The following is an 18030-nucleotide window of genomic DNA, read 5'->3' on the forward strand; positions in this document are numbered from 1 at the left end:
GCTGCTTACTTCGGTTAACTCGTTGATAATCAAGGAGTTTTCCGTTTCGTCTGCGCCGGAAGTGGGGCGAATTATAGAGAAGTATAATTCGCCGTCAAGCCCTTATTTCCAACTTATTCAGATTTAAGCGAAATCCGTGCGAAGGCCTTCTTACCGGCCTGCACTACGTGGGTCGCGCCCACGGCGAAGACAAAGCCGCGATCGACGACCTCACCATCTACCCGCACACTACCGGCCGCCAACAAATCCCGAGCACCAGCGGAGTTCTTCACCAACCCTGCTTTATTGAGGATCGCTGCTATGGGCATCTCTTCAACTGCGGACACTTCGACCTCTGGCAGATCCTCCGGCAGCTCGCCATCCTTCATGCGGTTGCCCGCAGCCTTGTGCGCGCTAGCTGCCGCTTCGTCACCATGGAATCGGGCAACGATCTCTTCAGCCAGCTTGATCTTGATATCGCGAGGATTGGCACCGGCCTGCACGTCAGCCTTGAAACCATTGATCTCGTCCATGCTGCGGAAGCTGAGCAGCTCGAAGTAGCGCCACATCAATGCATCCGGGATCGAGACCAGTTTGCTGTACATGACGCCCGGCGCTTCCTGGATCCCCACGTAGTTACCCAGCGACTTGGACATTTTCTTAACGCCATCCAGCCCCTCGAGCAGCGGCATGGTGACGATGCACTGGGCGTTCTGGCCATAGGCACGCTGCAGCTCGCGCCCCATCAGCAGGTTGAATTTCTGATCGGTACCGCCCAGCTCGATGTCGGCGCGCAGGGCCACCGAGTCGTAGCCTTGTACCAATGGGTAGAGAAACTCGTGGATAGCGATAGGCTGATTGCTGGTGTAGCGCTTGGCGAAATCGTCACGCTCCAGCATTCGAGCCACCGTGTACTGAGAAGACAGGCGAATGAAGTCCGCCGGGCTCAGTGCATCCATCCAGGTGGAATTGAAGGCCACCTCGGTTTTGGCAGGATCGAGAATCTTGAAGACCTGAGCCTTGTAGGTCTCGGCATTCTCCAGGACCTGCTCGCGGGTCAGCGGAGGACGGGTCGCGCTTTTGCCGCTGGGGTCGCCGATCAGACCGGTGAAGTCACCTATAAGGAAGATGACGTGGTGGCCCAGCTCCTGAAACTGACGCAGCTTATTAATAAGCACGGTATGGCCCAGGTGCAGATCGGGAGCGGTAGGGTCGAAGCCTGCCTTGATGCGCAGTGGCTGGCCACGCTTGAGCTTGTCCACCAACTCCGACTCGACCAGCACCTCTTCCGCACCGCGCTTGATCAGCGCCAGCTGCTCTTCAACAGACTTCATATAAGGTCCCACAAGGCTCAGATTGAAAGGGGTCCAACCATACAAGATCGCGCATCAAATACAAGGTAGCGCTGGGGATGTGACTCCGTCATCATCCGCAGACGTCTGCGCGCTTGCTTTGGGAAGGATTTGGTTATATTTTATACAGTTATTTCATCTTTATCATGTCATTCATCTTTTCCATTTCACCTTTTCAAAGTCACCTATCCCCTATGACCAAGCTACCCAAAGCGCCGCCGCTTTATCCCAAGACCCATCTATTGGCAGCGAGCGGCATTGCCGCCCTGCTGAGTCTTGCACTGCTGGTGTTCCCTTCCAGCGATGTAGAGGCCAAGCGCACGACCATGGGCCTGGAGATGCCCGCTCCGCTGGAGCAACTCAAGGACACCGAGGAACAGCAGCCGGTGGCTCCAATCGCCGAGCAGCCGTCCCCTGCCCCGTTCGCGCAGATCGAAAACGACACCCCCACGGATACCGAGCAGGCAGCAAGCGCGCCGCCCGCCCCTGCCGTGCCTGGTGAGACGGCGAAGAAGGAGCCGGGACATCGTCAGGTAGTGGTCGCCAAGGGTGACACGCTTTCCACCCTGTTCGAGAAGGTCGGCTTGCCCGCCACCACGGTGCATGACGTGTTGGCCAGCGATAAGCAGGCCAAGCAGTTTACCCAGCTCAAACGCGGCCAACTGCTGCAGTTCGAGCTGTCTGCGGAAGGTGAACTGCTGAGCCTGCACAGCAAGGTCAGCGACCTCGACACCATTCGCCTGACCAAAGGCGCCAAAGGCTTCGCTTTCAATCGCGAAACCAGCAAGCCGGTCACGCGTGAAGCGTACGCCCACGGCGTGATCAAGAATTCCCTCTCGCAATCCGCCCAGCGGGCCGGGCTGTCCCACAGCCAGACCATGGATATGGCAAGCATCTTCGGCTATGACGTCGACTTCGCGCAGGACATCCGCCAGGGTGACGAATTCGACGTCATTTATGAGCAGAAGGTGCTCGAAGGCAAGGTAATAGGCACCGGGAGCATCCTGTCGGCACGCTTCACCAACCGCGGCAAGACTTACACCGCTGTGCGCTACACCAACAAGCAAGGCAACACCAACTACTACACCGCCGATGGCAACAGCATGCGCAAGGCGTTCATCCGCACGCCGGTGGACTTTGCCCGCATCAGCTCGCGCTTCTCCATGGGCCGCAAGCACCCGATCCTGAACAAGATCCGCGCTCACAAAGGGGTGGACTACGCGGCGCCGCGCGGTACGCCGATCAAGGCAGCGGGTGACGGCAAGGTGACCCTCGCGGGTCGTCGCGGCGGCTACGGCAACACCGTGATCATCCAGCACGGCAACAGTTACACCACACTCTATGGTCATATGCAGGGCTTCGCCAAAGGCATCAAGACCGGTGGCAGCGTCAAGCAGGGCCAGGTGATCGGTTACATCGGTACCACTGGCCTGTCCACCGGCCCGCACTTGCACTACGAATTCCAGGTCAACGGCGTGCATGTCGATCCACTGGGCCAGAAGCTGCCCATGGCCGACCCGATCGCCAAGGCCGAGAAGCAGCGCTTCACTCAGTTCAGTCAGCCTTTGATGGCCAAGATGGACCAAGAGCGCACCACGATGCTGGCGAGCAAACGCTAGATCATGGCGCGCTACATAGGGGTGATGTCCGGCACCAGCCTGGATGGGCTGGACATTGCCTTGATCGAGCAGACTGGCCACACCCGCCTGCTGGGCACCCACTACACCCCCATGCCGGAATCGCTGCACAACGATCTGCTTTCGTTGTGCAGCAGTGGACCGGATGAAATCGCTCGGGCCGCCATCGCGCAAAACCAATGGGTGAGGCTGGCAGCCGCCGGTATCAATACCCTGCTGGCTGCGCATCACCTCAAGCCCTGCGACATTCACGCAATCGGCAGCCATGGTCAAACCGTGCGCCATGAGCCTGCCAGAGGCTTCACGGTACAGATCGACAATCCGGCTTTGCTCGCTGAACTGACCGGCATCACCGTGGTGGCCGATTTTCGCCGCCGCGATGTCGCCGCAGGCGGCCAGGGCGCACCGCTGGTGCCAGCGTTTCATGAGGCGCTGTTTGGCACCGATGACGCACCTCGCGCGGTATTGAACGTCGGCGGATTCAGCAATTTGAGTCTGATCCAGGCGGGACAGCCGGTCTCAGGATTCGATAGCGGCCCAGGAAACGTGCTGCTCGACGCCTGGATTCAGCACAAGCGTCAATTGCCGTTCGACAGGGATGGCGCGTGGGCGGCAAGTGGCGTGGTGAATGAGCCCTTGCTGAAAGCTGTCCTGGCTGACCCGTTCTTCAGCGGACGCGGGCCCAAGAGCACCGGGCGCGAAGTATTCAACCTGGAGTGGTTGCTGCGGCATCTGGCAGAGTTGCCAGCGATTGCCGAACAGGACGTACAGGCCACCCTGCTGGAACTGACCGCCCGTAGCATCGCGCAGTCGCTCCAGGCCGCCCAGGCTCGCACCCATGCCCTGCTGGTGTGTGGCGGTGGTGCGCACAATGGCGCGCTCATGACGCGACTGGCGGCGCTGTTGCCCAACACCCAGGTCGACAGCACCGCTGCGGCGGGCGTGGATCCGGACTGGGTCGAAGCGATGGCGTTCGCTTGGCTGGCACATTGCTGCCTGGCAGGAATAGCTGCCAACCGCCCCAGCGTCACAGGCGCCGAAGGGCTAAGGGTATTGGGCGCGATCTATCCTGCCTGAACCTGCCCAATAAAAAACGCCGCGCATCAGCGCGGCGTTTTTTTGTCAGGAACGGCTCAGATCGAGAACGATTGACCGCAACCGCAGGTGGTGCTGGCGTTCGGGTTGTTGATCACGAAGCGCGACCCTTCCAGCCCTTCCTGATAGTCCACTTCAGCGCCTGCCAGGTATTGGAAGCTCATGGGGTCGACTACCAAGCTGACGCCCTCACGCTCGACGATGGTGTCGTCTTCGGCGATGTCTTCATCGAAGGTAAAGCCGTACTGAAAACCGGAACAACCGCCGCCGGTAACGAACACGCGCAGCTTCAGACGATCATTACCCTCTTCATCGACCAGGGTCTTGACCTTGATGGCAGCCCCTTGGGTGAATTGCAAAGCCATAGGGGTAAAGGACTCGACGCTCATGCTGAATTTCTCCCGGCGCTAGGCCGTCACAATGCTCAATGGCAGCATTATCCGCTTCTCCGACAAAATTGGTCAACAATTGTGCAGCGGCGGAAATCAAAGAAGCCCGCAAGCGGGCTTCTGTCGGCAGTGCGGCTGGGCTTTAAGGAAGCATGCCGGCGTGGGCCAGACCAAAGCGCTCGTCCAGGCCAAACAGAATGTTCATGTTCTGTACGGCCTGCCCCGATGCGCCTTTGACCAGGTTGTCGATAACCGACAAGACCACTACCAGATCACCACCCTGCGGCCGGTGCACCGCGATACGGCAGACGTTGGCTCCCCGCACGCTGCGGGTTTCAGGATGACTGCCGGCAGGCATCACGTCGACGAACGGCTCATCGGCGTAGCGCTTTTCAAACAGCGCCTGCAGATCCACCGACTTGTCGACGACCGTCGCGTACAACGTGGAATGAATGCCGCGAATCATCGGAGTGAGGTGGGGCACGAAGGTCAAACCGACATCGCCGCCAGCGGCGCGGCGCAGGCCCTGGGTGATTTCCGGCAGATGACGGTGCCCTTTGACCGCGTAGGCTTTCATGCTTTCACCAGCTTCGCAGAACAGCGAGCCCACGGCTGCGCCGCGCCCAGCGCCGCTGACACCCGACTTGCAATCGGCAATCAGCCGAGTGTTGTCAGCCAGGCCGGCCTCGAGCAAGGGCAGGAAGCCGAGCTGGGTGGCGGTAGGGTAGCAACCCGGTACGGCGATCAGGCGAGCCTGCTTGATCTGTTCACGGTTGACTTCCGGCAGGCCGTAGACCGCATCGGCCAGCAGTTCAGGCGCGCCGTGTGGCTGGCCGTACCATTTGGCCCATTCATCTGCGTCCTGCAGACGGAAGTCGGCCGACAGGTCGATGACCTTCGTACCGGCGGCGAGCAGTTCTCCTGCCAGGGCGTGGGCAACACCGTGAGGGGTGGCGAAGAACACCACATCGCAGGCACCCAGGGTTTTCACGTCCGGAACGCTGAAGGCCAGGCCGTCGTAGTGGCCGCGCAGATTCGGGTACATCTCAGCGACGGGCAGGCCGGCCTCGGATCGCGAGGTGATGACCTCGACCTGCGCCTGTGGATGCTGTGCCAACAGACGCAGCAGCTCGACCCCGGTGTAACCCGTGCCGCCGACGATACCGACCTTGACCATAACCTGCCCCTCAACGAACCAACTGGAAAGCTCCCGATGATAGGGGGCCAAAGCGTCAGTAACAACCGTTCAGATGACGTAATGCCCTGCCACCCTCTACTATCGCTCTACCGTGAACCTGGGAATAACTACAAATGCTCTATCTATGGATCAAGGCCCTGCACATTGTCAGCATTGTCTGCTGGTTTGCCGGGCTGTTCTACCTGCCGCGCCTGTTCGTCTATCACGCCCAAAGCGAGGATGCCGTCAGCCGTGATCGATTCAGCCTGATGGAACGCAAGCTCTACCGCGGCATCATGGGACCGGCAATGATCGCCACCTTTGTGTTCGGTATCTGGCTGGTCATGCTGTCACCCGGCTGGATGAGCCAGGGCTGGATGCACGTCAAGCTGACCCTTGTGGTGTTGCTGACGGGCTACCACCATGTCTGCGGCGCACAGGTGAAACGCTTTGCCCGCGGCGAGAACAAGCGCAGCCATGTGTTCTTCCGCTGGTTCAACGAGATTCCGGTGCTGATTTTGCTGGCAGTCGTCATTCTGGTCGTGGTCAAACCATTCTGACGTCAGCGGCGGGCACGCTCTTGTGCGTGCTCGCCCGGCGCCCCTGATCGACAAGGAAGCCAAACATGAGCAGCCCTCTCTACAAGATCACGTTCCTCGGCAACCCGCTGCCAGGGACGTCGGTGCAAAGTGCGAAAACCCATCTGGCCGCATTTCTGAAAGCCAGTCCCGCCACCGTAGACGCGTTGTTTTCCGGGCGCCAGGTCGCACTCAAGCGCAACCTGACTCGAAAAGACGCCGAAAGGTATCTTCAGCAACTGCGCGACAGCGGCATCGACGTGCACCTCGAAGAAGAGCGTTCCATACCGCCCGCTGAAAGCCATCAGCAGGCCGACGAGTCACCGTATGCACCGCCACGCGTCAACGTTGGCGGCCCGCTGCCCGATTACGGGGAGCTGAAGGTGCTCAGCCTGCGGGGCCGTATTGGTCGCGTGCGCTACCTGGCCTGGACTTTTGTACTGGTACTGCTCGCACTGCCGGCGCTGTTCGTAGCGGGCATCTTCATGGGGGTTTCCGAAGGACTGGGTTGGGTCGCGATGATCGCCGCAGGCGCGACGTTCATGCTGGTCAGCGTGCAGATAGGCGTGCAACGCCTGCACGATCTGGGGTGGTCGGGCTGGCTCTGGCTGTTGAACCTGGTACCGGTGGTCAACAGTGTGTTTCCTTTGCTGATGGCCGTGATTCCGGGCAACCGGGAAGCCAATCGCTACGGCCCTCCTCCGCCACCCAACAGTGGCGCCGTCAAGCTTCTCGCCTGGATGTGGATCGTCATGCTGCTGGTGGCGGCGGTCGCCGGAAGCCTGCTGGGGTATCTGGATCCACGTCCTGCGGCATAACCGATGCGCGGTATAACCCCGTTGCGCTGTAGACTATCCGTATGAAATGGCCTCAGCCCGACTGAGGCCCGTATGGAGAATTCGATGACCCGTTACGCCATGATCACTGGCGCCTCAAGTGGACTGGGCCTGGCCCTGGCAGAAGCACTGGCCCGACGCGGCCGCAGCCTTATCCTGGTGGCTCGCCAGCGTGACCCGTTGGAAAGCATCGCGGTTGAGTTGACGCAACGCTTTGGCGTCGAGGTGCTGTTCCGCGCCTGTGACCTGGGTGAACCGCTGCGCTTGTCCGGATTTTTGCTGGAACTGGAGGAGAGCGAGCGCCAGATCGACCTGTTGGTCAATTGCGCGGGCGTCCGCTCCCATGGGCACTTCCTGGCCCAGGACTGGGGGCACGAGCAAGATCTGATCGAGCTCAATATCCTCGCGCTCACCCGACTCTGCCATGTATTGGGCAATGCCATGGCGGTGCAGGGCGGCGGACAGATCCTTAATGTCGCGTCCCTGGCTGCTTTTCAGCCCACGCCCTGGATGAGCACCTATGCTGCAAGCAAGGCCTATGTACTGCACTTTTCGGAAAGCCTGCGCGAGGAGCTGAAGAAAACTGGCGTGAAAGTCTCGGTGCTCTGTCCTGGTCCGGTTCGCTCCAGCAACAGAACAGTCGAGCGGCTGGCCCACAGCTCACTCCCCTTGAGTCCGGAGCAGGTCGCGTTGCAGGCCGTGAGGGCCCTGGCCAAGAACCGCGCGATCATCATTCCTGGTCGGCGCAATCGCTGGCTGGCTGCCGCCGGCCGATTCGGTTCACGCTGGCTGGTGCGCAAGGTATCCGGGCTGGTCGCCAAGGCCTACGCGCCCCATTGACCGGCCAGGGCTGGGCGTACGCTCCCGGCCTCAGTACACTCACCGCTCTACCGCCATGGAGAAATCGTTGTGGACACTCTTTTCACCAAGATCATCAACCGGGAAATTCCGGCCAAGATCATCTACGAGGATGACCAGGTCCTGGCCTTCCACGATATTGCGCCCCAGGCACCGGTGCATTTTCTGGTCATCCCGAAGAAACCCATTCGGACCCTCAACGACATCACCGAAGAAGACAAGGGCCTGGCCGGCCACATCCTGTTCACCGCCCAGCGCCTGGCCAGGGAATTGGGTTGCGAGGAAGGCTTTCGGGTGGTGATGAACTGCAATGAACTCGGCGGGCAGACCGTCTATCACATCCACATGCACGTGCTCGGCCAGCGCCAGATGCATTGGCCGCCAGGCTGACAGCCACGGTATTGTCTCGTACCTGGCCGCGCTAGAATGACTGCAGGATTTCAACGGAGGTATCCCATGGCTACCCAGCGTCACTATTCGCCCATCGATCGTCTGCTGCTGCAGGCCGACACTGCCATGCGCACGCTGCTGCCCTTCAGCGGGCAGCCCTCGCGGCCATCGCCGGCCATCGTGCAGCCCGAGGTGGCGATGGACAAGACTCAAAGCCGGCACGTGGCTGGGCTCATGCGCATCAACCACACCGGCGAGGTCTGCGCCCAGGCGCTGTACCAGGGCCAGGCGTTGACCGCCAAGCTGCCGCAGGTGCGCAAGGCCATGGAGCATGCTGCCGAAGAGGAAATCGATCATCTGGCGTGGTGCGAGCAACGCATCCGCCAGCTCGGCAGCCACCCCAGCGTGCTCAACCCGTTGTTCTACGGCATGTCGTTTGGCATTGGCGCTGCGGCGGGGATCATCAGTGACCGTGTGAGCCTGGGCTTCGTTGCCGCCACCGAGCATCAGGTGGTCAAGCATCTGGACGAGCACCTGGTGCAGTTGCCCGTAGAAGACGAAAAGTCGCGCGCCATCCTCGAGCAGATGCGCTCGGACGAGCAAGCCCACGCTGAATCGGCGATGGGCGCCGGCGGTGTCAGGTTTCCTGCACCGGTACGCCTGGGCATGAGTCTGTTGGCCAAGGTGATGACCAAAAGCACCTATCGGATCTGAGCATAGGGTGGTCTGACGACACTGTCAGTCAAAGGTCCGTCAGCGCTGGAACGGCCATAAAAGGGCTCCGCAAGGAGCCCCCTTTATTTTGCGTATCAGCCCAGCTCGACAATTTCGTAATCGTGAGTGATATCGACGCCGGCGCGGCCCAGCATGATCGACGCCGAGCAGTACTTCTCGGCGGACAGCTCCACCGCGCGCTTGACCTGGGCTTCCTTGAGTCCGCGGCCCTTCACGACGAAATGCAGGTGGATCTTGGTAAACACCTTGGGATCTTCGTCCGCCCGTTCGGCCTCCAGAAATGCTTCGCAGCTTTCCACTGGCTGCCGTGATTTCTTGAGAATGCTGACAACGTCGAAGTTGCTACAGCCGCCCAGGCCCAACAGCAGCATTTCCATCGGGCGCACACCCAGGTTACGGCCGCCGCTTTCGGGAGGACCGTCCATCACCACAACGTGGCCGCTGCCCGACTCACCCAAAAACATGGCTTCCCCAGCCCACTGAATACGCGCCTTCATCGCTGCGACTCCACATTTAGAAAGGCGGGCAGCTTAGCACAGCGCACTTGTCGGGATTAATGCGGTCCTAAAGGTCTGCCCAGTCGGATCGATAGTTATTTGCTGTAACACTTCACAAAGTGTCTGATAAGCTGACGCCAATTCAGTGGCGCTTTGCCATTAACGTATAAAAAATGCGCCATCGATTGCCCAACCGGAAGTGAGCCATGGTCCCTTCTACCCAGAAGATCAAGAACGTCGAAAAGCTGCTGGCCCATTGTCAGCGTCGTCGCTTCGCAGCGAAGACCAATATCATCTGCGCGGGTGACCGCTCGCAGACGCTGTCGTTTATCCTCAAGGGGTCGGTCACCATCCTGATCGAGGATGAAGAAGGGCGTGAAATGATCATCGCCTATCTCAACCCTGGGGATTTCTTCGGCGAGCTGGGTTTGTTCGAACCCTCGGACCACGATCAGCAACGCAGTGCCTGGGTACGGGCCAAGACTGAATGCGACGTGGCGGAGATCAGCTACGAGAAATTCCGCGAACTGGCCGAGGAAGACCCTGAGATTCTGTATGCACTGGGCAGCCAGATGGCCCAGCGTCTGCGCAACACCACCCGCAAGGTCGGTGACCTGGCGTTCTTCGATGTCACCGGGCGGGTGGCGCGCTGCCTGTTGGAGCTGTGCAAACAGCCTGATGCGATGACCCATCCCGATGGCATGCAGATCAAGATCACCCGTCAGGAGATCGGCCGTATCGTGGGCTGCTCGCGGGAAATGGTCGGGCGTGTGCTCAAGGATCTGGAGGAGCGCAGCTTGGTGCACGTAAAGGGCAAGACAATGGTGGTGTTCGGGACTCGGTAAGGCCTGGCGGCTACTCGACGTCCAGCTCGGCGAGCAGTGCCCGGTAGGTTCGGCTCAGCCGCTCGATCAATGATTCGGCCGCGAACCGCTCGTGCAAGGCGATATGGCTGTCGGCTCGGACCCGCTGCTCCAGGCCGCACTCCTGATTGAAGCAATTGACTGCCGCTGCCATGGATTCACGCTCATCGTCCATGAGCATGGCGCCGTGCACCAGCACCACCGGCCGCGTGCCGCTCAGGCCCTGGCGCCAACGCTGGGCCGTACCGACCCACTTACGACCGTCGAGATTGACGTTGTAACGACCATCGCAGAACGCGCCTTCTATCTCCCCCAATGAACCATCACCGCCCAGCGCGACAAGTGCGTCGAGCAAAGGCTGGCACAGTCTCAGGTATGCCGTTTCGATACGGTTCTGGTCGCCTTCGCTACGCGGCGCCACATACACCAGCGCCACATTGATGGTAGCGCTGGATTGCGGCACCGGCTCACCGCCGGTTTCTCGCAGAAGCACTGGCCATCCGCTGGCAGCCACGGCAGCGCAGGCGCTCTCGAAGTTGGGCAGACGGGCCATGCGGCGAGGCATGACCAGAGTACGATCGGTAGGCTGCCAGAACAGCAGACCGTGGGATTGATCGCCTTTGCAGACGCTGGCGAGCAAATCCTGTTCGGCCCGCAGGCCCGCTTCGGTGGTCAGACGCTGGAGCATCACGGTCGGGCCTCTTGAGAAGATACGGTGCTGCGCCGAAGGCCTGCGGTCAGTCCAGCGGGCGCTCCGGGAAGAACAGACGCTGCAGCTCCTGGCCCGGATGCTCTGCGCGCATGAAAGCTTCGCCGACCAGGAACGAGTACACCTCGTTGATTTCCATCAGCTCCACGTCGGCGCGATTGAGAATGCCGCTTTCGGTGATCACCAGCCTGTCCCGTGGAATACGCGGCAGCAGGTCGAGGGTGGTTTCCAGATTGACCTCGAAGGTGTGCAGATTACGGTTGTTGACCCCGACCAGCGGTGTATCCAGGGTCTTCAGTGCCCGCTCCAGCTCATCCCCGTCGTGCACTTCCACCAACACGTCCAGGCCGACACTTTTGGCGACTGCCGCCAACTCTGCCATCTGGCTGTCCTGCAGTGCGGACACGATCAGCAGTATGCAATCGGCGCCCAGGGCACGCGCCTCGATCACCTGATAAGGGTCGATCATGAAATCCTTGCGGATCACCGGCAGCTGGCAAGCCGCGCGAGCCTGCTGCAGGTACGCGTCGGCGCCCTGGAAATAGTCGATGTCGGTCAGCACCGACAGGCAGGTGGCGCCGCCTTTCTCGTAGCTGCGGGCAATGTCGGCAGGAACGAAGTGCTCGCGAATCACGCCCTTGCTTGGCGAAGCCTTCTTCACTTCGGCGATGATCGCCGGCTGCTTCTTCGCCGCCTGAGCGATCAGTGCCTGGGCGAAACCACGGGTGGGATCAGCGGCGCTCGCCTGGCGTTCGACGTCGGACAGGCTGACCTGAGCACGGCGTTCGGCGACTTCTTCGGCCTTGCGGGCCAGAATGTTTTCCAGAACCGTTGGCACACTCATCCTTCATTCTCCTGCTTGAATACGGCGGTAAACGCGCCCAGCTCCTCGAGTTTTTCGCGGGCAAGGCCGGTGTGCAACGCATCATGAGCCAGGGCTACGCCTTCCTTTAGGCTGCTGGCGACATCAGCGGCATACAGCGCGGCGCCAGCATTGAGCACGATCATTTCTGCAGCCTTCTGACCCTGTTCGGTCTTGCGACGCCCCAAGGCATCGCGAATCAGTTCCAGCGAAGCCGCCGGGCTCTCCACCACCAGGCCATGCAGGCTCTGGCTCTTGATGCCCAGGTCTTCGGGCTCGACCCAATATTCGGTGACCTGGCCATCCTTCAGTTCCGCCACGTAGGTGGGCGCGGCCAAGCTGAATTCGTCCAGCCCGTCACGGGAGTGGACCACCAGCACATGCTTGCTACCCAGGCGCGCCAGCACTTCGGCCAGGGGCCGGCACAGGGCCTGGGTGAACACGCCGACCACCTGGTGCTTGACGCCCGCGGGGTTGGTCAGCGGGCCGAGCATATTGAAGAGCGTGCGCAGGCCCAGGTCCCGGCGCGGAATCGCGGCATGCTTCATGGCGCCATGGTGGGACTGGGCGAACATGAAGCCGATGCCGACGCTGTCGATGCAACGCGCCACCTGCACCGGGCTCAGGTTCAGGTAGACCCCTGCCGCCTCTAGCAGGTCAGCGCTGCCACTCTTGCCAGAAACCGCACGGTTGCCGTGCTTGGCCACGGTGCAGCCGGCGGCAGCGATCACCAGCGCCGAAGCGGTGGAGACGTTGAAAATGTTGGCGCCATCGCCGCCGGTGCCGACGATGTCGACCACACCGTCGAGGGTCTTGAGTTCAACTTTGCTGGCCAGTTCACGCATGGCGGTGACCGCGCCGACGATTTCGTCGATGGTCTCGCTTTTCATGCGCATGCCCATCATGAAGGCGCCGATCTGAGCTTCAGTGCATTGGCCGGTCATGATTTCCAGCATGACCTCGCGCATTTCCTCGGTGCTCAGGTCCAACTGGCTGACGATGCGGGTCAGTGCGGTTTTAATGTCCATGCTCTTGGTAGTCATGCTGGTCCCTTAACCCTGACGGCTGCCGCCGGTCTGCTTGAGAAAGTTGGCGAACAGTTCGTGGCCCTGCTCGGTCAGGATCGACTCGGGGTGAAACTGCACACCCTCGACGTTCAGGGTCTTGTGACGCAGGCCCATGATTTCATCGACCGAACCGTCTGCATGGGTGGTCCAGGCGGTGAGTTCGAGGCAGTCGGGCAAGGTCTCGGGCTTGACCACCAGCGAGTGATAACGGGTCACGGTCAGGGGATGGTTCAAGCCTTCGAACACGCCCTGATCTTCGTGGGCCACGGGGCTGGTCTTGCCGTGCATCACCTGGCGCGCGCGCACTACATCACCGCCGAAGGCCTGGCCGATGGACTGATGCCCCAGGCACACGCCAAGGATGGGCAGCTTGCCGGCGAAGTGGCGGATCACCTCCAGCGACACGCCGGCTTCGTTCGGCGTGCAAGGGCCCGGCGACACGACAATGCGTTCGGGGGCCAGGGCTTCGATTTCGGCGATGGTCAGTTCATCGTTGCGGATGACCTTGACCTCGGCACCCAGCTCGCCGAGGTACTGCACGACGTTGTAGGTGAATGAATCGTAATTGTCGATCATGAGCAGCATGGCGCTTCAACCTCTTGGATTCGCCGACTGGCCGCCGGGGGTGCGGGGCCAGGGGCGGGATAATTCGATGCCGTGGACGCGAGCGTGCGTCGGGGCGGACGTGTCTTGCGCCGCGGCTACAGGGATTGTTCCGCCAGGGCGACAGCTTTGAACATGGCGCGACGCTTGTTCAAGGTCTCTTCCCATTCCAGGGCCGGGACGGAGTCGGCGACGATGCCACCACCGGCCTGGACATGCAGCTCACCGTCCTTGATTACCGCGGTACGAATGGCGATGGCGGTGTCCATGTTGCCGTTCCAGGCGAAGTATCCGACTGCGCCGCCATACACGCCCCGCTTCACCGGCTCCAGCTCGTCGATGATTTCCATCGCGCGAATCTTCGGTGCCCCGGACAAGGTGCCTGCCGGCAGGATCGCGCGCAGGGCGTCCATTGCCGTGAGGCCGCTTTTCAGATGACCCGTCACGTTGGAAACGATATGCATGACGTTGGAGTAACGCTCGATGACCATCTTTTCGGTCAGCTTGACCGAACCGACTTCCGACACCCGGCCAACATCGTTACGGCCCAGATCGATGAGCATCAGATGCTCGGCGATTTCCTTGTCGTCGGACAGCAGGTCGACTTCAAGGGCATGGTCGGCTTCTTCGTTGGCGCCTCGTGGCCGTGTGCCGGCAATCGGGCGTACGGTGATCAGATCATCCTCGACCCGCACCAGCACTTCCGGTGAGCTGCCGACCACGTGGAAATCGCCGAAGTTGAAGAAATACATGTACGGCGTCGGGTTGAAGCAGCGCAGCGCCCGGTACAGATCGATGGGCGCGGCCGTGAAGTCGATGGACATACGCTGGGATGGCACCACCTGCATGATGTCACCGGCCAGAATGTATTCCTTGATGGTATCGACGGCGCGCTCGTAGTCAGCCTGGGTAAAGCTGGATCTGAACACCGGGTCGGCGGCTTGCTGGCGGTTGAAGTCCAGGCCACGGCGCGGCGTGATGGGCTGACGCAGTTTGTCCATCAATGCGTCCAACTGTGCGCGGGCCTGATCGAAGGCATCCGCCTGGGCAGGATCGGCGAGGACGATAGCGTGCATCTTGCCGGCCAGGTTATCGAACACCACCACCGCATCGGAGACCATCAACAGGATGTCTGGCACGCCAAGCGGGTCGGGATTGGGGCAGCGACCCAGGCGCTTCTCTACATAGCGCACACAGTCGTAGCCGAAGTAGCCCACCAGCCCGCCATTGAAACGCGGCAGGCCAGCGATGGTCGGCACGTTGTAGCGGGCCTTGAAGGTTTCGACGAATGCCAGGGGGTCTTCGACTTCCAGGCTTTCGACTTCGACGCCATCGCGGGTCACCCGCACCTGATGGTCATGCACGCGCAATACGGTGCGGCACGGCAGGCCGATGATGGAGTAACGCCCCCACTTCTCGCCGCCCTGCACGGACTCCAGCAGATAGGAGTTGGGCTGGTCGGCCAGCTTCAGGTAGATGGACAGCGGCGTGTCGAAGTCGGCCAGGGTTTCCAGGGCCAACGGGATGCGGTTGTAGCCTTCAGCGGCCAGGCGCAGGAATTCTTCGCGGGTCATGATTCAGCCTCGTGGTGGAGGGTACAGCAGTCAAATGGGCAAACGGTGGAGGGACAGTCAGGCGCGCCAACGCCAGCGGGCCAGGGCCTTGATGACTTTCATCCAGAGTTTGCGGGTTGCCACCACGATGGAATCTCTTTGTGCGGGGGATGTTGCGTGGGCCAACGTTATCCCAGTGGCCGGATCGAAGCAACCAGGCATCAGCATGCGCAGATCGTCGATCACCAGCTCCGGGCTTTCTTCGGCAATCGGGCGGCCGTGGTTGTAGCCATAACTCAGGGCAACGCAGGTGACACCGGCCGCCTTCGCTGCCAGCACGTCGCTGCGCGAATCACCGATGAACAACGCCTGGCGCGCCTTGACCTTGGCCATTTTCATGACGAACAGCAGTGCGGCCGGGTCAGGCTTCTGTTGCGGCAGGGTGTCGCCGCCGATGATCCACTTGAAGTAGCGGCCCAGGCCCATCTGATCGAGCAAGGGGGCTACGAAGCGCTCGGGCTTGTTGGTGATCAGCGCCATTTTGACCCGTTTCTTGTGCAGCCACTTCAGGGTTTCATGCACGCCGGGGTACACCTGGGTCAAGGCATGGCTTTTGCCATAGGCGGCCGAAAACAGCGCCAGGGCCTGTTCGGTGTCAGCTTCACTGATGTGCTCGTGCTGGATGTCGGCGGCCAGGGCGCGACGCACCAGCACGCGCACGCCGTTGCCGACCCAATCACGCACGGCGTCGATGCCGGCGGGTGCGCGGCCCAACTCGACCAGCATGGTGTCGACGGCAGCGGCGAGGTCTGGCACCGAGTCGACCAGGGTGCCGTCGAGGTCGAACATCACCAGGCGCGGCAGGCTGCCCTGGAACAGCCGCTCGAAGCCGTTCATGGGCGGGCCAGGGCCAGTTCCGAGCGCATCTTGTCGATCACTTCCTGGTAGTTCGGCGTGTTGAAGATGGCCGAGCCGGCAACGAAGGTGTCCGCGCCCGCAGCAGCGATTTCGCGGATGTTGTTGACGTTGACGCCACCGTCGATTTCCAGACGGATGTCACGGCCACTGGCGTCGATCAAGGCGCGGGCTTCGCGCAACTTGTTCAGCGTGCCGGGGATGAACTTCTGGCCGCCAAAACCTGGGTTGACGCTCATGAGCAAGATCATGTCGACCTTGTCCATGACGTATTCGAGCAGGTTCAGCGGGGTTGCCGGGTTGAAAACCAGGCCGGACTTGCAGCCGCCTTCGCGTACCAGCTGCAGCGAGCGGTCGATGTGCTGGGTGGCTTCGGGATGGAAGGTGATATAGGTGGCGCCGGCTTCGATGAAGTCGCCGATGATGCGATCGACCGGGCTGACCATCAGGTGCACGTCGATGGGGGCGGTGACGCCGTACTTGCGCAGTGCCGAGCAGACCATCGGGCCAATGGTGAGATTGGGTACGTAGTGGTTGTCCATGACGTCAAAGTGGACGATGTCGGCGCCGGCGGCGAGCACGTTATCGACTTCCTCGCCCAGGCGGGCGAAGTCCGCGGAGAGGATGGACGGGGCAATTGCGAAGGGCTGCATGGTGCACCTATTCAGGCTGGAATCACGGTGGCGCGCATTGTAGCTCAGGGGGGTGGGCGGGGGCGAATGGTTGGGGTCGCGCCTTTCGATCCGTAGCAGCGGCGTAAGCCGCGTCCGAGGACGCCGAGATCATTCAGGTTGAACGTGTAACGGCTGGACGCGGCTTACGCCGCTGCTACGGGTGGCGCGAAGGCTGCCTGAACAACTTTTGCGCCGCGAAGACTAATAGCATTACGCTTCACCCTATATGTGGGCTCCTGCGGCCCCGCCCCACAGGGAGTTCCCGATGTCCCCATTGCAACGCACTGCCCTCTGCCTGGCCCTGCTCGCCCCCATTCATGTTCTCGCCGAAGACGCACCCGCTGCCAGCGAAACTCCGGCCGTTCGCCAGCCTCTGCTGGAGCGCAGTCAGGGAGACGCCCTGGCTCTGGAACGGCAACTGCCCGCTCAAGAGCAGCAGCAACTGCAAGCCGGCAGCGACAACTTCCTTGCGCTGTGGCGCCCCGCCAACACCAGCGACCCGCAAGGTACGGTCATCATGGTGCCCGGTGCAGGGGAAAGTGCTGACTGGCCCCAGGCGGTGGGGCCACTTCGGCGTAAGTTTCCTGATGCGGGGTTCAGCAGCCTGAGCCTCACGCTGCCGGACCTGACCAGCCAGGCTCCGGTCGCGCGCGCCATGGAGAAACCTCCGGCACCGGTGACCACGGAGACCCAGGCCGTTGTGCCGGATGCCGGCGCGGGTGTCGAGAAGGCCACGGCGCCGGATGCGGACAATGGCAACGCCGCGCCCCAGGACCCCATGCAGGTGGACGCCGAGCGGATCTTCGCCAGGATCGAGGCGGGTGTAGCGTTTGCTCAGCAGCACAATTCACGCAGCATCGTGTTGCTGGGGAATGGCAGTGGGGCCTACTGGGCGGCTCGCTACATGGCCGAGCGGCAGCCTCCTCATGTGCAGAAGCTGGTGATGGTTGCAGCAAAGACGCCCGGGAACGCTCCTCAGGGTATCGATGAGTTGGCGCCGGAAGTGAAAGTACCGGTGGCGGACATTTTCTACAGTGATCGCCAGCAGGCAGTGGATGCCGCCCGGCAGCGGCTGGATGCCAGCAAGCGGAGCAAGGGTGTGCCTTATAGCCAGGTTTCGCTGCGGGCGGTGCCGGATAGAGAGGCCCAGGCTGAGCAGTTGTTTCGCCGGGTCAAGGGGTGGCTGGTGCCGCAGGAGGGGTAGGCGGTGGCTGGGCGGGCCTCTTCGCGGGCAGAGCCCGCTCCCACAGGGGGTGGGGTG

General features: G+C 61.5%; 20 protein-coding genes. 9 read left to right on the forward strand and 11 right to left on the reverse strand.

Annotation, left to right across the window (positions count from 1 at the left end):
• Window positions 1–113 precede the first annotated feature (113 nt).
• Window positions 114–1313, reverse strand: a complete 1200-nt coding sequence (gene tyrS, locus B3397_RS16905; RefSeq protein WP_296252191.1) for a tyrosine--tRNA ligase — start codon at window positions 1311–1313, stop codon at window positions 114–116.
• Between the two features lie 212 nt (window positions 1314–1525).
• Between tyrS and B3397_RS16910 the strand changes: the two genes are divergently transcribed.
• Together B3397_RS16910 and B3397_RS16915 are read left to right on the forward strand one after the other, a co-directional pair.
• Window positions 1526–2950 carry a peptidoglycan DD-metalloendopeptidase family protein gene (locus B3397_RS16910; RefSeq protein WP_296252193.1) on the forward strand — a complete coding sequence of 475 codons (1425 nt, stop codon included), beginning with the start codon at window positions 1526–1528 and terminating at the stop codon, window positions 2948–2950.
• Window positions 2951–2953: 3 nt separating this feature from the next.
• Window positions 2954–4045: an anhydro-N-acetylmuramic acid kinase gene (locus B3397_RS16915; RefSeq protein WP_296252195.1), complete on the forward strand. Its 1092-nt coding sequence runs from the start codon at window positions 2954–2956 to the stop codon at window positions 4043–4045.
• A 56-nt stretch (window positions 4046–4101) separates the two neighbouring features.
• On the opposite strand, the gene erpA is transcribed toward B3397_RS16915, so the two are convergent.
• Complete coding sequence (erpA, locus tag B3397_RS16920) at window positions 4102–4452, reverse strand: iron-sulfur cluster insertion protein ErpA (protein ID WP_296252197.1); 351 nt, start codon at window positions 4450–4452, stop codon at window positions 4102–4104.
• A gap of 142 nt (window positions 4453–4594) precedes the next feature.
• Window positions 4595–5629, reverse strand: a complete 1035-nt coding sequence (argC, locus tag B3397_RS16925) for an N-acetyl-gamma-glutamyl-phosphate reductase (RefSeq protein ID WP_296252199.1) — start codon at window positions 5627–5629, stop codon at window positions 4595–4597.
• 134 nt (window positions 5630–5763) lie between these two features.
• Between argC and hemJ the strand changes: the two genes are divergently transcribed.
• From hemJ to coq7, 5 genes are all read left to right on the forward strand, one after another.
• Window positions 5764–6189, forward strand: a complete 426-nt coding sequence (gene hemJ / locus B3397_RS16930) for a protoporphyrinogen oxidase HemJ (RefSeq protein WP_296252201.1) — start codon at window positions 5764–5766, stop codon at window positions 6187–6189.
• A gap of 65 nt (window positions 6190–6254) precedes the next feature.
• The gene (locus B3397_RS16935; protein ID WP_296252203.1) at window positions 6255–7025 is read left to right on the forward strand and encodes a DUF805 domain-containing protein; all 771 of its coding nucleotides are present in this window, start codon (window positions 6255–6257) and stop codon (window positions 7023–7025) included.
• An 84-nt stretch (window positions 7026–7109) separates the two neighbouring features.
• Window positions 7110–7883 (forward strand): SDR family NAD(P)-dependent oxidoreductase, encoded by a 774-nt coding sequence (locus tag B3397_RS16940; protein WP_296252204.1) that lies wholly within the window; start codon window positions 7110–7112, stop codon window positions 7881–7883.
• A gap of 69 nt (window positions 7884–7952) precedes the next feature.
• Window positions 7953–8291, forward strand: coding sequence for a histidine triad nucleotide-binding protein (locus tag B3397_RS16945; protein ID WP_296252206.1), 339 nt, complete (start codon window positions 7953–7955; stop codon window positions 8289–8291).
• A 66-nt stretch (window positions 8292–8357) separates the two neighbouring features.
• A complete protein-coding gene (coq7, locus tag B3397_RS16950) occupies window positions 8358–9005 on the forward strand; it encodes a 2-polyprenyl-3-methyl-6-methoxy-1,4-benzoquinone monooxygenase (RefSeq protein WP_296252207.1) in 648 nt (215 codons plus the stop codon).
• 95 nt (window positions 9006–9100) lie between these two features.
• On the opposite strand, the gene B3397_RS16955 is transcribed toward coq7, so the two are convergent.
• Entirely contained in the window at window positions 9101–9523 is a 423-nt protein-coding gene (locus B3397_RS16955; protein WP_296252209.1) for an OsmC family protein, read from the reverse strand.
• Window positions 9524–9729: 206 nt separating this feature from the next.
• Here B3397_RS16955 and crp point away from each other — a divergent pair, with 206 nt between their 5' ends.
• On the forward strand, window positions 9730–10368 hold the full coding sequence (crp, locus tag B3397_RS16960; protein WP_296252211.1) for a cAMP-activated global transcriptional regulator CRP: 639 nt from the start codon (window positions 9730–9732) through the stop codon (window positions 10366–10368).
• 10 nt (window positions 10369–10378) lie between these two features.
• Here the strand turns inward: crp and B3397_RS16965 are convergent, their stop codons facing one another.
• The 7 genes from B3397_RS16965 to rpe form a co-directional block, all read right to left on the reverse strand.
• On the reverse strand, window positions 10379–11074 hold the full coding sequence (locus tag B3397_RS16965) for a lipoate--protein ligase family protein (protein WP_296252369.1): 696 nt from the start codon (window positions 11072–11074) through the stop codon (window positions 10379–10381).
• A 49-nt stretch (window positions 11075–11123) separates the two neighbouring features.
• The gene (gene trpC / locus B3397_RS16970; protein ID WP_296252213.1) at window positions 11124–11939 is read right to left on the reverse strand and encodes an indole-3-glycerol phosphate synthase TrpC; all 816 of its coding nucleotides are present in this window, start codon (window positions 11937–11939) and stop codon (window positions 11124–11126) included.
• Window positions 11936–12985: an anthranilate phosphoribosyltransferase gene (gene trpD, locus B3397_RS16975; protein ID WP_296252370.1), complete on the reverse strand. Its 1050-nt coding sequence runs from the start codon at window positions 12983–12985 to the stop codon at window positions 11936–11938. The genes trpC and trpD overlap by 4 nt, the downstream gene beginning before the upstream one ends.
• Window positions 12986–13009: 24 nt before the next feature.
• On the reverse strand, window positions 13010–13609 hold the full coding sequence (locus B3397_RS16980) for an aminodeoxychorismate/anthranilate synthase component II (protein ID WP_296252215.1): 600 nt from the start codon (window positions 13607–13609) through the stop codon (window positions 13010–13012).
• A gap of 116 nt (window positions 13610–13725) precedes the next feature.
• The gene (gene trpE, locus B3397_RS16985; protein WP_296252217.1) at window positions 13726–15201 is read right to left on the reverse strand and encodes an anthranilate synthase component I; all 1476 of its coding nucleotides are present in this window, start codon (window positions 15199–15201) and stop codon (window positions 13726–13728) included.
• A 57-nt stretch (window positions 15202–15258) separates the two neighbouring features.
• Window positions 15259–16077: a phosphoglycolate phosphatase gene (locus tag B3397_RS16990; protein WP_296252218.1), complete on the reverse strand. Its 819-nt coding sequence runs from the start codon at window positions 16075–16077 to the stop codon at window positions 15259–15261.
• On the reverse strand, window positions 16074–16748 hold the full coding sequence (rpe, locus tag B3397_RS16995; protein ID WP_296252220.1) for a ribulose-phosphate 3-epimerase: 675 nt from the start codon (window positions 16746–16748) through the stop codon (window positions 16074–16076). Before rpe ends, B3397_RS16990 begins: the two co-directional genes overlap by 4 nt.
• 286 nt (window positions 16749–17034) lie before the next feature.
• Between rpe and B3397_RS17000 the strand changes: the two genes are divergently transcribed.
• Window positions 17035–17973 (forward strand): alpha/beta hydrolase family protein, encoded by a 939-nt coding sequence (locus tag B3397_RS17000; RefSeq protein ID WP_296252222.1) that lies wholly within the window; start codon window positions 17035–17037, stop codon window positions 17971–17973.
• Window positions 17974–18030 lie beyond the last annotated feature (57 nt).

Source organism: Pseudomonas sp. UBA4194, from assembly GCF_002379585.1.
Classification (GTDB): domain Bacteria; phylum Pseudomonadota; class Gammaproteobacteria; order Pseudomonadales; family Pseudomonadaceae; genus Aquipseudomonas.

What these genes read in the sequence shown, in the direction of transcription:
- tyrS (WP_296252191.1), bottom strand. Translation starts at nt 1,313, where the DNA reads ATGAAGTCTGTTGAAGAGCAGCTGGCGCTGATCAAGCGCGGTGCGGAA.
- B3397_RS16910 (WP_296252193.1), top strand. Translation starts at nt 1,526, where the DNA reads ATGACCAAGCTACCCAAAGCGCCGCCGCTTTATCCCAAGACCCATCTA.
- B3397_RS16915 (WP_296252195.1), top strand. Translation starts at nt 2,954, where the DNA reads ATGGCGCGCTACATAGGGGTGATGTCCGGCACCAGCCTGGATGGGCTG.
- erpA (WP_296252197.1), bottom strand. Translation starts at nt 4,452, where the DNA reads ATGAGCGTCGAGTCCTTTACCCCTATGGCTTTGCAATTCACCCAAGGG.
- argC (WP_296252199.1), bottom strand. Translation starts at nt 5,629, where the DNA reads ATGGTCAAGGTCGGTATCGTCGGCGGCACGGGTTACACCGGGGTCGAG.
- hemJ (WP_296252201.1), top strand. Translation starts at nt 5,764, where the DNA reads ATGCTCTATCTATGGATCAAGGCCCTGCACATTGTCAGCATTGTCTGC.
- B3397_RS16935 (WP_296252203.1), top strand. Translation starts at nt 6,255, where the DNA reads ATGAGCAGCCCTCTCTACAAGATCACGTTCCTCGGCAACCCGCTGCCA.
- B3397_RS16940 (WP_296252204.1), top strand. Translation starts at nt 7,110, where the DNA reads ATGACCCGTTACGCCATGATCACTGGCGCCTCAAGTGGACTGGGCCTG.
- coq7 (WP_296252207.1), top strand. Translation starts at nt 8,358, where the DNA reads ATGGCTACCCAGCGTCACTATTCGCCCATCGATCGTCTGCTGCTGCAG.
- B3397_RS16955 (WP_296252209.1), bottom strand. Translation starts at nt 9,523, where the DNA reads ATGAAGGCGCGTATTCAGTGGGCTGGGGAAGCCATGTTTTTGGGTGAG.
- crp (WP_296252211.1), top strand. Translation starts at nt 9,730, where the DNA reads ATGGTCCCTTCTACCCAGAAGATCAAGAACGTCGAAAAGCTGCTGGCC.
- B3397_RS16965 (WP_296252369.1), bottom strand. Translation starts at nt 11,074, where the DNA reads ATGCTCCAGCGTCTGACCACCGAAGCGGGCCTGCGGGCCGAACAGGAT.
- trpC (WP_296252213.1), bottom strand. Translation starts at nt 11,939, where the DNA reads ATGAGTGTGCCAACGGTTCTGGAAAACATTCTGGCCCGCAAGGCCGAA.
- trpD (WP_296252370.1), bottom strand. Translation starts at nt 12,985, where the DNA reads ATGGACATTAAAACCGCACTGACCCGCATCGTCAGCCAGTTGGACCTG.
- B3397_RS16980 (WP_296252215.1), bottom strand. Translation starts at nt 13,609, where the DNA reads ATGCTGCTCATGATCGACAATTACGATTCATTCACCTACAACGTCGTG.
- trpE (WP_296252217.1), bottom strand. Translation starts at nt 15,201, where the DNA reads ATGACCCGCGAAGAATTCCTGCGCCTGGCCGCTGAAGGCTACAACCGC.
- B3397_RS16990 (WP_296252218.1), bottom strand. Translation starts at nt 16,077, where the DNA reads ATGAACGGCTTCGAGCGGCTGTTCCAGGGCAGCCTGCCGCGCCTGGTG.
- rpe (WP_296252220.1), bottom strand. Translation starts at nt 16,748, where the DNA reads ATGCAGCCCTTCGCAATTGCCCCGTCCATCCTCTCCGCGGACTTCGCC.
- B3397_RS17000 (WP_296252222.1), top strand. Translation starts at nt 17,035, where the DNA reads ATGTCCCCATTGCAACGCACTGCCCTCTGCCTGGCCCTGCTCGCCCCC.